At 71.9% G+C, this 12,320-nt stretch carries 15 protein-coding genes; 14 read left to right on the top strand and 1 reads right to left on the bottom strand.

Translation table 11 applies throughout. From position 1 onward, the window contains the following. From priA to hisF, 3 genes are read left to right on the top strand one after another with little or no spacing between them, the layout of a single operon-like run. Positions 1-726 carry a bifunctional 1-(5-phosphoribosyl)-5-((5-phosphoribosylamino)methylideneamino)imidazole-4-carboxamide isomerase/phosphoribosylanthranilate isomerase PriA gene (gene priA / locus M8J73_RS14765; RefSeq protein ID WP_055536697.1) on the top strand — a complete coding sequence of 242 codons (726 nt, stop codon included), beginning with the start codon at positions 1-3 and terminating at the stop codon, positions 724-726. Further along, a complete protein-coding gene (locus M8J73_RS14760; protein WP_055536698.1) occupies positions 723-1,127 on the top strand; it encodes a RidA family protein in 405 nt (134 codons plus the stop codon). Before priA ends, M8J73_RS14760 begins: the two co-directional genes overlap by 4 nt. A 16-nt stretch (positions 1,128-1,143) precedes the next feature. Continuing rightward, positions 1,144-1,899, top strand: coding sequence for an imidazole glycerol phosphate synthase subunit HisF (gene hisF / locus M8J73_RS14755; RefSeq protein WP_055536699.1), 756 nt, complete (start codon positions 1,144-1,146; stop codon positions 1,897-1,899). An 87-nt stretch (positions 1,900-1,986) separates the two neighbouring features. On the opposite strand, the gene M8J73_RS14750 is transcribed toward hisF, so the two are convergent. Then, the gene (locus M8J73_RS14750) at positions 1,987-2,622 is read right to left on the bottom strand and encodes a TIGR03085 family metal-binding protein (RefSeq protein WP_055536700.1); all 636 of its coding nucleotides are present in this window, start codon (positions 2,620-2,622) and stop codon (positions 1,987-1,989) included. Positions 2,623-2,813: 191 nt separating this feature from the next. Between M8J73_RS14750 and hisI the strand changes: the two genes are divergently transcribed. From hisI to lgt, 11 genes are all read left to right on the top strand, one after another. Beyond that, entirely contained in the window at positions 2,814-3,260 is a 447-nt protein-coding gene (gene hisI, locus M8J73_RS14745; RefSeq protein WP_055536711.1) for a phosphoribosyl-AMP cyclohydrolase, read from the top strand. An 11-nt stretch (positions 3,261-3,271) separates the two neighbouring features. After that, on the top strand, positions 3,272-4,750 hold the full coding sequence (locus tag M8J73_RS14740) for an anthranilate synthase component I (protein WP_055536701.1): 1,479 nt from the start codon (positions 3,272-3,274) through the stop codon (positions 4,748-4,750). A gap of 52 nt (positions 4,751-4,802) precedes the next feature. Beyond that, positions 4,803-5,447, top strand: a complete 645-nt coding sequence (locus tag M8J73_RS14735) for a TIGR02234 family membrane protein (RefSeq protein ID WP_055536702.1) — start codon at positions 4,803-4,805, stop codon at positions 5,445-5,447. Between the two features lie 145 nt (positions 5,448-5,592). Continuing rightward, positions 5,593-5,868 (top strand): HGxxPAAW family protein, encoded by a 276-nt coding sequence (locus M8J73_RS14730; protein ID WP_055536703.1) that lies wholly within the window; start codon positions 5,593-5,595, stop codon positions 5,866-5,868. Between the two features lie 132 nt (positions 5,869-6,000). Next, complete coding sequence (locus M8J73_RS14725) at positions 6,001-6,471, top strand: DUF2752 domain-containing protein (RefSeq protein WP_079054630.1); 471 nt, start codon at positions 6,001-6,003, stop codon at positions 6,469-6,471. Positions 6,472-6,690: 219 nt separating this feature from the next. Beyond that, positions 6,691-7,500, top strand: a complete 810-nt coding sequence (trpC, locus tag M8J73_RS14720; RefSeq protein ID WP_055536704.1) for an indole-3-glycerol phosphate synthase TrpC — start codon at positions 6,691-6,693, stop codon at positions 7,498-7,500. Between the two features lie 9 nt (positions 7,501-7,509). Beyond that, positions 7,510-7,851: a tryptophan biosynthesis modulator TrpM gene (gene trpM, locus M8J73_RS14715; protein WP_240496240.1), complete on the top strand. Its 342-nt coding sequence runs from the start codon at positions 7,510-7,512 to the stop codon at positions 7,849-7,851. Positions 7,852-8,040: 189 nt separating this feature from the next. After that, positions 8,041-9,330, top strand: a complete 1,290-nt coding sequence (trpB, locus tag M8J73_RS14710; protein ID WP_055536705.1) for a tryptophan synthase subunit beta — start codon at positions 8,041-8,043, stop codon at positions 9,328-9,330. Continuing rightward, entirely contained in the window at positions 9,327-10,145 is an 819-nt protein-coding gene (gene trpA / locus M8J73_RS14705; RefSeq protein WP_055512157.1) for a tryptophan synthase subunit alpha, read from the top strand. The genes trpB and trpA overlap by 4 nt, the downstream gene beginning before the upstream one ends. 151 nt (positions 10,146-10,296) lie before the next feature. Further along, a complete protein-coding gene (locus tag M8J73_RS14700; RefSeq protein WP_055536706.1) occupies positions 10,297-11,073 on the top strand; it encodes a thioredoxin domain-containing protein in 777 nt (258 codons plus the stop codon). 126 nt (positions 11,074-11,199) lie between these two features. Beyond that, a complete protein-coding gene (gene lgt / locus M8J73_RS14695; protein ID WP_063799136.1) occupies positions 11,200-12,297 on the top strand; it encodes a prolipoprotein diacylglyceryl transferase in 1,098 nt (365 codons plus the stop codon). The last annotated feature ends 23 nt before the right edge of the window (positions 12,298-12,320 follow it).

The raw sequence follows: 12,320 nt of genomic DNA, 5'->3' as shown, positions 1-12,320 counted from the left end.
ATGGCAAAGCTCGAACTCCTCCCCGCCGTCGACGTCCGCGACGGCCAGGCCGTCCGCCTCGTGCACGGCGAGTCCGGCACGGAGACCTCCTACGGCTCCCCGCTGGAGGCCGCCCTCTCCTGGCAGCGGGCGGGCGCCGAGTGGCTGCACCTGGTCGACCTGGACGCCGCGTTCGGCACCGGGGACAACCGTGAGCTGGTGGCCGAGGTCACCCGGGCCATGGACATCAAGGTCGAGCTGTCCGGGGGCATCCGGGACGACGCCTCCCTGGAGAAGGCCCTCGCCACCGGCTGCACCCGCGTCAACCTCGGCACCGCCGCCCTGGAGAGCCCCGAGTGGGTCGCCAAGGTCATCGCCGAGCACGGCGACAAGATCGCCGTCGGCCTGGACGTCCGCGGCACGACCCTGAAGGGCCGCGGCTGGACCCGCGACGGCGGCGACCTCTACGAGACGCTGGCCCGCCTCGACAAGGAGGGCTGCGCCCGGTACGTCGTCACCGACATCGCCAAGGACGGCACGCTCCAGGGCCCCAACCTGGAGCTGCTGCGCAACGTCTGCGCGGTCACCGACCGCCCGGTCGTGGCGTCCGGTGGCGTGTCGTCCCTCGACGACCTCCGTGCCATCGCCGAGCTGGTACCCCTCGGTGTCGAGGGCTCCATCGTCGGGAAGGCCCTGTACGCGAAGGCGTTCACCCTGGAAGAGGCCCTGGAGGCTGTGTCGTCATGACGTCCGATGCCGTGCGGCGGGTGCAGAGCGGGAGTCCCTGGGAGGAGTCCTTCGGCTCCGCGCGAGCCGTCGCGGCGGGCGACCGCGTGCTGGTGGCGGGCACCACGTCCTTCAAGGGCGACGTGCTCTACGGGGAGGGCGACCCGTACGAGCAGGCCAAGGTGGCCTTCACCAGCGCGGTCGAGGCGCTCGGCGAGTTCGGGCTCGGCGCCGAGTCCGTGATCCGGACGAGGATGTATCTGGCGCACCTGCGGGACGTCGACGCGGTCGGGCGGGCCCACCGGGAACTGTTCGAGCCCGTGCGTCCCGCCGCGACCCTGCTGGTCGTGGACGGTTTCTTCGACCCGCGCATCCTCGTCGAAGTAGAAGTCGAAGCATTCAAGGGCCTAAGGCCCTCCTGAAGGAGCCGTGGAATTCATGACCCTGGCGGTCCGAGTCATCCCCTGCCTGGACGTGGACAACGGCCGGGTCGTCAAGGGAGTCAACTTCCAGAACCTGCGTGACGCGGGCGACCCGGTCGAGATGGCCAAGGTGTACGACACCGAGGGCGCCGACGAGCTGACGTTCCTCGACATCACCGCGTCCTCCGGCAACCGCGAGACCACCTACGACGTGGTGCGCCGCACCGCCGAGCAGGTCTTCATCCCGCTGACCGTCGGCGGTGGCGTCCGCACCGCCGAGGACGTCGACAAGCTGCTGCGGGCGGGCGCCGACAAGGTCGGCGTGAACACCGCGGCGATCGCCCGCCCCGACCTGATCCGCGAGATCGCCGAGCGCTTCGGCCGCCAGGTCCTGGTCCTGTCCGTGGACGCCCGGCGCACGGAGTCCGGCTCCTTCGAGGTCACCACCCACGGCGGCCGCAAGGGCACGGGCATCGACGCCGTCGAGTGGGCCCACCGGGCCGCCGAGCTGGGTGCCGGGGAGATCCTGCTCAACTCGATGGACGCGGACGGCACGAAGGACGGCTACGACCTGGAGATGATCACCGCCGTCCGCAAGCACGTCACGGTCCCCGTCATCGCCTCCGGCGGCGCGGGCAGGCTCACGGACTTCCCCCCGGCCATCGAGGCGGGCGCCGACGCCGTCCTCGCCGCCTCGGTCTTCCACTTCGGCGACCTCCGCATAGGCGAGGTCAAGAACGCGCTCAGGGAAGCGGGCCACCCGGTGCGGTGACCCCGGCCGCGGTCCATGGCGAGCTGAGCCCCGGTCACTGGGTGGCCGGGGCTCAACTGTCGGCACCGCCGCCGGGACGGAGCCCGGTCAGATGCCCAGCTGCTTGGTCTCGTGGAGTTTGGCGATCGCTTCCTTCTCGCCCTCCAGTTCCACGTCGGCGACCTGCTGGCGGCCGTAGAGGAACAGGAGCAGCTCCGACGGCTCGCCGGTGACCGTGACGACCGGGGTCCCGCGGTGGGCCACCGCCGTACGGCCGTCCGGGCGACGCAGGACCAGACCAGTGGGGGAGCCCCGGCCCATGAGGCGGGCGGTGCGCTCCAGCCGGGACCACAGGGCGTCCTGGAACACATGGTCGAGTTCGCGCGGCGACCAGTCGGGCTGGGCGCGGCGGATGTCCTCGGTGTGGACGTAGAACTCGATCGTGTTGGACGCCTCGTCGATCTGCTTGAGGGAGAAGGGCGAGAAACGCGGCGGGCCGGTACGGACGAGCTGGATCAGCTCCTCGTACGGCTTCGCGGCGAACTCCGCCATCACCCGGTCCAGGCGGGAGGCGAGCTGCTTGATGAGGATGCCCCCGGCGGCGTCGGGACGACGCTCGCGCACCACCACATGCGCGGCCAGATCCCGGGTCGTCCAGCCCTCGCACAGGGTGGGGGCGTCGGGGCCCGAAGTTTCCAACAGGTCGGCGAAGAGGAGCCGTTCACGCTTGGCATGGGTCGACATGCCGCCAGCCTACGACCCGCCGCCCCCGCCGGCCCAGGGCAGGCCCCGTCGACGCGCGAGGACCGGGACGGCGAACGGGGCGGCCGCTCGCGCGGCGCGGCCGTCAACGCGGGAGTCGTTCGTACGACGATACGGTCCGGCCTGTGGACAACGGGCGGGGCCGATCGCCGCGGCGCGGCACAATGGCACGCATGACCAGCACGCCGTCCCCCAGCAGCCCCAGCGGTCCCGGAGCACCGAGCGGCCCCGGCGCTCCCAGCGCGCTGGACCCCGAGCTCGCCGCGCGCCTCAAGCGCAGCGCCGACGGGCTCCTGCCCGCCATCGCCCAGCAGTACGACACCGGCGAGGTGCTCATGCTCGGCTGGATGGACGACGAGGCGCTCCACCGCACCCTCACCACCGGACGCTGTACCTACTGGTCACGCAGCCGCCGCGAGTACTGGGTGAAGGGCGATACTTCCGGCCACTTCCAGTGGGTGAAGTCGGTCGCCCTGGACTGTGACGCCGACACCGTCCTCGTCAAGGTCGACCAGGTCGGCGCCGCCTGCCACACCGGCGCCCGCACCTGCTTCGACGAGGACGTCCTCAAGGCCGTCGAGGGCGGCGCCGATTCCGGCGTACCGCCACTGGATCAGTAAGGTCAGCCGCCATGGACCTCGAGACGTTCCGCAAGCTGGCCACCGACCGCCGTGTCATCCCTGTCAGCCGCAAGCTCCTCGCCGACGGCGACACCCCGGTCGCGCTCTACCGCAAGCTCGCCGCCGAGCGCACCGGCACCTTCCTCCTCGAGTCGGCGGAGAACGGCCGCTCGTGGTCCCGCTACTCCTTCGTGGGCGTCCGCAGCCACGCCACCCTCACCGCGCGGGACGGCCAGGCGCACTGGCTCGGCACCCCGCCGGTCGGCGTCCCGGTCGACGGCGACCCCCTCGCCGCCCTGCGCGCCACCATCGAGGCGCTCCACACCCCGCACCAGGAGGGCATGCCCCCCTTCACCGGCGGCATGGTCGGCTACCTCGGCTACGACATCGTGCGCCGCCTGGAGAAGATCGGCCCCGGCGAGCAGGACGACCTGCGGCTGCCCGAGCTGACCATGCTGCTGACGAGCGACCTGGCGGTCATGGACCACTGGGAGGGCTCGGTCCTGCTCATCGCCAACGCCATCAACCACAACGACCTGGACACGGGCGTCGACGAGGCCTACGCCGACGCCGTCGCCCGCCTCGACGCCATGCAGGCCGACCTCACCCGGCCCGTCGCCCAGCCCCCGGCGGTCCTCCCGCCCTCCGAGCTGCCCGAGTACACCGCTCGCTGGGGCGGCCCCGACTTCCAGGAGGCCGTCGAGGACATCAAGGAGCGCATCCGCGCGGGCGAGGCCTTCCAGGTCGTCCCCTCCCAGCGCTTCGAGACCCCCTGCACGGCGAGCGCCCTCGACGTCTACCGCGTCCTCAGGGCCACCAACCCCTCCCCGTACATGTACCTGTTCCGGTTCGACGGCTTCGACGTCGTCGGCTCCTCGCCCGAGGCCCTGGTCAAGGTCGAGGACGGACAGGCCATGGTCCACCCCATCGCCGGCACCCGGCACCGGGGCGCCACCCCGCAGGAGGACCAGGCCCTCGCCGACGAACTGCTCGCCGACCCCAAGGAGCGCGCCGAGCACCTCATGCTCGTGGACCTGGGGCGCAATGACCTGGGCCGGGTCTGCGAACCGGGCTCGGTCGAGGTCGTCGACTTCATGTCGATCGAGCGGTACTCCCACGTCATGCACATCGTGTCCACCGTCACCGGCCGCGTCGCCGCCGGGCGCACCGCATTCGACGTGCTCACCGCCTGCTTCCCCGCGGGCACCCTCTCCGGCGCCCCCAAGCCGCGCGCGATGCAGATCATCGACGAGCTGGAGCCCTCCCGCCGCGGCCTGTACGGCGGCTGCGTCGGCTATCTCGACTTCGCGGGCGACTCGGACACCGCCATCGCCATCCGCACGGCCCTGCTGCGCGACGGCACGGCGTACGTCCAGGCCGGCGCCGGCATCGTCGCCGACTCCGACCCGGTCGCGGAGGACACCGAGTGCCGCAACAAGGCGGCGGCCGTGCTGCGCGCCGTGCACACGGCGAACCGGCTCGGACAATAGGGCGCTTCTCACGTGAACCCCGGGTGACAACCCACCCGGGGGTCAGGCGATAGTGGAGTACGTGACCGCAGTACCTCACCCCCGTTCCGAGCCCGCGTTCGTCCGCTCCGGCCGGCGCAGCCTCGCCCTGGCGTTGCTGAGCGGCGCGCTCGGCGCCGCCGTCGCGCTGCTCGCCACCCGCCAGCGCTGGTCGGAGGGCACGGCGTCGGTGGCCGGCGGCGCCTTCCCGCTGACCGCCAAGGGCAGCGACGTCACGGGCGTGCCCGCGGCCCTCGCCATAGTGGGCCTCGCCGCGCTCGTCGCCGTCTTCGCCGTCCGCCGCTCCGGACGCGTCCTGGTCGCCGTGCTGCTCGCCCTCTCCGGCGCGGGCACCGTCGCCGCGGCGCTGTTCGGCGCCTACGACAGCTCGGCCCTCGACGACAAGGCCGCCGAGGCCTCCGGCGACACCTCCGCCACCGTCGACGCGCTCAGCCACACCGGCTGGCCGTACGTCGCGGCGGTCGGCGGCGCCCTCATCCTGCTCGCCGGGCTGCTCGCCCTGCGGTACGGACGGCTGTGGCCCGGGATGTCCGGCCGCTACGAGCGCGACGGCACGCCCCGGCCGCGCAAGGCCAAGCCGGTGGACCCCGACCGGCCCGAGGACATGTGGAAGGCCCTGGACCGGGGCGAGGACCCCACAGGACCGGACCCGAGCTAGGGGGCGGACCCCCGCTCAAGGCACCCGTGGGCGTACGGGACAATGGACGCCGAGCGTCCGACTCACCACCGGCATCGAGCGCCACGCATCAAGCGGCACGCATCGAGCACTCGCACAGAGCAACTGAGCAACGAGGAGCAAAGTCATGGCGGGCAGCAGCCACGGCCACACCCCGGCCGCCTGGACCGGCGTCACCATCGCCTTCATCGGTTTCTGCGTCTCGGGCGCCTACATGGTGATGGCCGAACCGCTGGGATTCTGGGCGGGCATGGTCATCGTCCTGCTCGGCGGCGTCGTGGGCATGATCATGAAGGCGATGGGCCTCGGCCAGGCCAAGTCGACGCACGGCGACGACTGGTCCGGTGCCGCGAAGGCGGAGGCCAAGGCCATCAGCGGCGAGCCCGTCCCCGCCAAGGGCTGACGTTCCGCACAGGGCGGTCAGGTCCGCCTCGGGCCACCGGCCGTCCGGTCCACCTCGGGGCACCCGGCCGTCCGGTTCGCCCCGGGGGTGCCCGGCCGCCCGCACGCGCGCGTGGGGCGCCCGCCGGGCACAATGCGGTGTGTGAACGCCGATCCCCAGCCAGTCGCGCCGCCCCCGCACGCCGTTCGGGCCGTCCCGGCCCAGGGCGGTGCGCTGCGAAGGCTTTGGATCCCTGCCGCCGCGCTCGCGGCCGTCGGTGGGGCCTTCGCGTATGTCGCGGCCGTGGATCCGAACGAACCCGGCCACTACCCCGTGTGCCCGCTCTGGCGGTTCACCGGCCTGTACTGCCCGGGCTGCGGCGGGCTGCGCAGTGCCCATGCCTTCGCCCACGGGGACGTGGCGACCGCCTTCACGGACAACGCCCTGGCCGTGGTCGCCTTCGTGACCTGTGCGGTGCTGTGGACCGTATGGGTGGTCCGGGCGGCCCGCGGACGGCCGATGAGACTCGAACTCCGGCCCGCGGTCCTGTGGGCGCTCGGCGCGTCGGTGCTGGTCTTCACGGTTGTCCGGAACCTGCCCTTCGGCGCCTGGCTTCACCCTTGATCGAACGGGGAACGTCCAGGATGGGGGCACCTTCCGCCCGAGCCGAGCGAAGCTGGTTCGGGGGTGGGGGAGGGACCGCCGTCAACCGGATGCGAGAGCTGTGCCCCGGTCCGGCTACCATCGCAGTGAACCGCCAGGACCGTGTGAAGCGCCCGTCAGCCGAAAATCGACTGTCGACCGTTGTCACCGACCGCAACCGTCTGAAAGGGGGCCGCTCGCGTGAGTGTGCTCGACGAGATCATCGACGGAGTCCGTGCCGACCTTTCGGAGCGGCAGGCCCGCGTCAGCCTCGAAGAGCTCAAGGAGCGCGCGGCCAAGGCTCCCGCTGCCAAGGACGGCGTGGCCGCCCTGCGCGGTGACGGCGTCAAGGTCATCTGCGAGGTCAAGCGCTCCAGCCCCTCCAAGGGTGCGCTCGCCGCGATCGCCGACCCGGCCGGCCTCGCCGCCGACTACGAGGCGGGCGGCGCCGCGGTCATCTCCGTCCTCACCGAACAGCGCCGCTTCGGCGGTTCGCTCGCGGACCTGGAGGCCGTGCGGGCCCGCGTGGACATCCCCGTGCTGCGCAAGGACTTCATCGTCACCTCCTACCAGCTGTGGGAGGCACGGGCGTACGGCGCCGATCTGGCCCTGCTGATCGTCGCCGCCCTCGACCAGCCCGCCCTGGAGTCCCTCATCGAGCGCGCCGAGTCCATCGGGCTCACCCCGCTCGTCGAGGTGCACGACGAGGACGAGGTCGAGCGGGCGGTCGACGCGGGCGCCCGGGTGATCGGCGTCAACGCGCGCAACCTCAAGACCCTCGAAGTGGACCGCTCCACCTTCGAACGCGTCGCCCCCGAGATCCCCGACCACATCGTCAAGGTCGCCGAGTCCGGCGTCCGAGGCCCCCACGACCTCATCGCCTACGCCAACGCCGGCGCGGACGCGGTCCTCGTGGGCGAGTCCCTCGTCACCGGCAAGGACCCGAAGACCGCTGTCGCCGACCTCGTCGCCGCCGGTGAGCACCCGGCGCTGCGACACGGCCGGAGCTGACCGCGCACCATGACCGACCGCACCACCGCCGCCGACCGGTCCGGGCACGTCCCGGCCGGGGCCGCGGGGTGCGTACGGGCGGCCACGACGGCCTCGCCCATGGCGGGTACGACCGAGCCCGGCATCCCTCACACGGGTGAGATCGGGCCGGTAGGCTGTGCCCCGATGTTCTCGCTCACCATGACCACCAGGGACCCCTACGCCCGCCTCGCGCGCGGGTGCCGTCCCCGTGGCTGCCGGGCGCCCGCGCGCCGGGTCCACGGGCGCCGGGTCCGCTATGTCATCGGTGACGAGCCGGGCCAGGTGAACGGCATGCGATGGCCCCGGCCCGTGTCACCCGCGGTGAGCTGAGCCGATCTCCGCTCCGCACACCGGGTGACGCCTGTCCACCGGAGGACCAGTACGGCCCCGGCCGGTTCGGTACCGCCGCACACGCGGCCGTCCGCCGCTGCCCCGCGCCCCTCGTCCCCGGTGACGTCCCTGTATGGGCCTCTCATCGTCCGTTCGACATCGGGGCCGTTGCCCCTGTGAGGTAAGCGCATGTCCAGCGAGTTCTTCATTCCCGACCCCGAGGGTCAGGTCCCCAGCGCCGAGGGGTACTTCGGCGCGTACGGCGGCAAGTTCATCCCGGAGGCGCTGGTCGCCGCCGTGGACGAGGTCGCCGTCGAGTACGACAAGGCCAAGGCCGATCCCGAGTTCGCGCGCGAGCTCGACGACCTGCTCGTCAACTACACCGGCCGGCCGAGTGCGCTGACCGAGGTGCCCCGGTTCGCCGAGCACGCCGGTGGCGCCCGGGTGTTCCTCAAGCGCGAGGACCTCAACCACACCGGTTCCCACAAGATCAACAATGTCCTCGGGCAGGCTCTGCTCACCAAGCGCATGGGCAAGACCCGGGTCATCGCCGAGACCGGCGCGGGCCAGCACGGCGTCGCCACCGCCACGGCCTGCGCCCTCTTCGGCCTCGACTGCACCATCTACATGGGCGAGATCGACACCCAGCGCCAGGCCCTCAACGTGGCCCGCATGCGCATGCTGGGCGCTGAGGTCGTCGCCGTGAAGTCCGGTTCCCGGACCCTCAAGGACGCCATCAACGAGGCGTTCCGCGACTGGGTGGCCAACGTCGACCGCACCCACTACCTGTTCGGCACGGTCGCCGGACCGCACCCCTTCCCCGCGATGGTCCGCGACTTCCACCGGGTCATCGGCGTCGAGGCCCGGCGCCAGCTGCTGGAGCGCGCCGGTCGGCTGCCCGACGCCGCCGTCGCCTGTGTGGGCGGCGGCTCCAACGCCATCGGCCTCTTCCACGCCTTCATCCCGGACGCCTCGGTCCGGCTCATCGGCTGCGAGCCCGCGGGCCACGGCGTCGAGACCGGCGAGCACGCGGCGACCCTGACCGCCGGGGAGCCAGGCATCCTGCACGGCTCGCGGTCCTACGTCCTTCAGGACGAGGAGGGACAGATCACCGAGCCGTACTCGATCTCGGCCGGTCTGGACTACCCGGGCATCGGTCCCGAGCACTCCTACCTCAAGGACAGCGGTCGCGGCGAGTACCGCGCGGTCACCGACGACGCGGCCATGCAGGCGCTGCGTCTGCTGTCGCGCACCGAGGGCATCATCCCGGCGATCGAGAGCGCCCACGCGCTCGCCGGAGCCCTGGAGGTCGGCAGGGAACTGGGCAAGGACGGGCTGATCGTGGTCAACCTGTCCGGGCGCGGCGACAAGGACATGGACACCGCGGCCCGCTACTTCGGTCTCTACGACGAGGGGACCGACGCCGAGGTCGCCGCCAACGCCGCCGACACCGCCGAGATCGAGGGGGACGCCAAGTGAGCGGGAACATCCAGCTGTTGAGTGACACCCTCGCCGCCGCGAAGGCGGAGGGGCGGTCCGCGCTCATCGCCTATCTGCCGGCCGGGTTCCCGACCGTCGACGGCGGTATCGCCGCCATCAAGGCCGTCTTCGAGGGCGGCGCCGACGTCGTCGAGGTCGGTCTGCCGCACAGCGACCCGGTCCTCGACGGTCCTGTCATCCAGACCGCCGACGACATCGCCCTGCGCGGCGGCGTCAAGATCGCGGACGTGATGCGCACGGTGCGGGAGGCCTTCGAGGCGACCGGCAAGCCCGTCCTCGTCATGACGTACTGGAACCCCATCGACCGCTACGGCGTCGAGCGCTTCACCGCCGAGCTGGCGGAGGCCGGCGGCGCGGGCTGCATCCTTCCCGACCTGCCCGTCCAGGAGTCGGCGCTGTGGAGGGAGCACGCCGAGAAGCACGGCCTCGGCACGGTCTTCGTGGTCGCGCCCAGCAGCAAGGACGCCCGCCTCGCCGAGATCACCGCGGCGGGCAGCGGCTTCGTCTACGCCGCCTCGCTGATGGGCGTCACGGGCACCCGGGAGTCGGTCGGCGCCCAGGCCCAGGACCTGGTGGAACGCACCCGGGCCACCGGCTCCGGGCTGCCGGTCTGCGTCGGCCTCGGTGTCTCGAACGCCGAGCAGGCCGCCGAGGTCGCCGGGTTCGCGGACGGGGTGATCGTCGGCTCCGCGTTCGTGAAGCGGATGCTGGACGCCCCGGACGAGGCGGCCGGGCTGGACGCCGTACGGGAGCTGGCCGGCGACCTCGCCAAGGGCGTGCGCCGGAGCGCGTGACCGGCGCGTCAGCCCCGGCGGAGGGGGGCGCGTGACGTTCACCCGTTTGTCGTACGGGGCGGGCGGGACGTAACGGGTCATCCGCTCACTCGAAGGGGTGGAAGTGGGATCGGGGAGGCGCGGTGCGCCTCCCCGGTTCGTTCTGCGGGATGTGAGCGAGAAGAACCGTGAGGGAAAGCGCACCGCCCGTGAGCGGCTGGCGGAGGAGCGCGAGAAGCAGAAGGCTGCCGAGAAGCGCCGTCGGGCGTTGATCGTGGGTGCCTCGGTGGTGTGTGTCCTGGGGCTGGCCGCCGTGATCGGCATCGTCGCGGCGAACGCGGGCAAGGACGACGGCGGCGACGCCTCGGGCCCGGTCGTGGCGCCCTCCGGGGCCAACGGCGAGAACAGCCTGGCGCTCCCCGTCGGGGACGCCGGTGCCGAGTCCACCCTCACGGTCTGGGAGGACTTCCGCTGCCCGGCCTGCAAGTCCTTCGAGGACGCGTACCGCTCGACGATCCACGAACTGACCGAGGCCGGTCAGCTGAAGGTGGAATACCGCCTGGTCACCCTGATCGACGGGAACATGGGCGGCAGCGGCTCCCGCAAGGCCGCCAACGCCGCCGCGTGCGCGCAGAACGCCGGCAAGTTCCCGGCGTACCACGACGTGCTCTACGAGAACCAGCCGCCCGAGACCGACGACGCCTTCTCACGGAACAGCACGCTGATCGACCTGGCGGAGAAGGTCGACGGCCTCGACACGGACGCGTTCCGCACCTGCGTCGAGAAGGGCACCCACGACGCCTGGGTCGCCAAGTCCAACGAGGCCTTCCAGAAGGGCGGCTACGGCGGCACCCCGAGCGTCTTCCTCAACGGCACCAACATCTACGCCGACCGGTCGATGACCCCGGCCAAGCTGAAGCAGATGGTGGAGAAGAACGCCCAGGGGTGAGACCACGGGGGCGCCCGGGGCCACGGGAACCCCTGTGGCGTCCGGGAGTTCATGGGGCGGCGTTATGGACCCGTTGCCGGGCTGCCTGCCGTCGGCCGGGCCCGGCAGGGTAGCGTCGACCCTGCCATGGAACTTGCCTACATTCCCAGCCCGTCGCGCGGGGTGCTGTACCTCGGTCCCGTCCCGCTGCGCGGCTACGCCTTCTGCATCATCATCGGTGTCTTCGTAGCCGTCTGGCTCGGCAACAAACGCTGGGTCGCCCGGGGCGGGCGCGCCGGCACGGTCGCCGACATCGCGGTCTGGGCCGTTCCCTTCGGCCTGGTCGGCGGCCGGCTCTACCACGTGATCACGGACTACGAGCTGTACTTCAGCGAGGGCCGTGACTGGGTGGACGCCTTCAAGGTGTGGGAGGGCGGCCTCGGCATCTGGGGCGCGATCGCCCTCGGCGCCGTCGGCGCGTGGATCGGCTGCCGCCACCGTGGCATCCCGCTGCCCGCTTACGCCGACGCCGTCGCGCCGGGCATCGCCCTCGCCCAGGCGATCGGGCGGTGGGGCAACTGGTTCAACCAGGAGCTGTACGGCAGGCCCACGGATCTGCCCTGGGCCCTGGAGATCACGTCCTCCACGGACGGTCGGATGCCGGGCACCTACCACCCGACCTTCCTGTACGAGTCGCTGTGGTGCATCGGTGTCGCGGTGCTGGTCATCTGGGCCGACCGGCGCTTCCGGCTCGGGCACGGGCGGGCGTTCGCGCTGTACGTCGCCGCGTACTGCGCCGGGCGGTTCTGGATCGAGTACATGCGGGTCGACGACGCGCACCACATCCTGGGCCTGCGGCTCAACAACTGGACCGCGCTGTTCGTGTTCGTGCTCGCCGTGATCTACATCGTGCTGTCGGCCCGGAAGCGGCCGGGGCGCGAGGAGATCGTCGAGCCGGGCACCGATGACGGCGACGACGATTCCACCGCCCTGAAGAAGGACGGGGACGACGGGGACACGGAGTCGGAGAAGGACGCCGAGGAGGCGACCGGCAAGAGCCCCGCGAAGACCGACGAGAAGACCGACGAGAAGGCCGCCGACAAGGGCTCCGGGAAGGCTGCCGACAAGGCGACCGAGTCCGGGAAGCCCACGGAGAGGTCTTCCACGACCTCTGTCGACAAGTCCGAGCAGAAGAAGGACGCGAAGGTCTCGGACGCCGCGCCGCAGGCTGCCGAGAAGAGCTGAGGCCCCGCTCGCCCGCTGCGACC

This window comes from Streptomyces neyagawaensis (assembly GCF_023516595.1).
Classification (GTDB): Bacteria; Actinomycetota; Actinomycetes; order Streptomycetales; family Streptomycetaceae; genus Streptomyces; species Streptomyces neyagawaensis.
The sequence above is the reverse complement of the archived record's forward strand: the minus strand, read 5'-3'. Positions and strand labels throughout refer to the sequence as shown.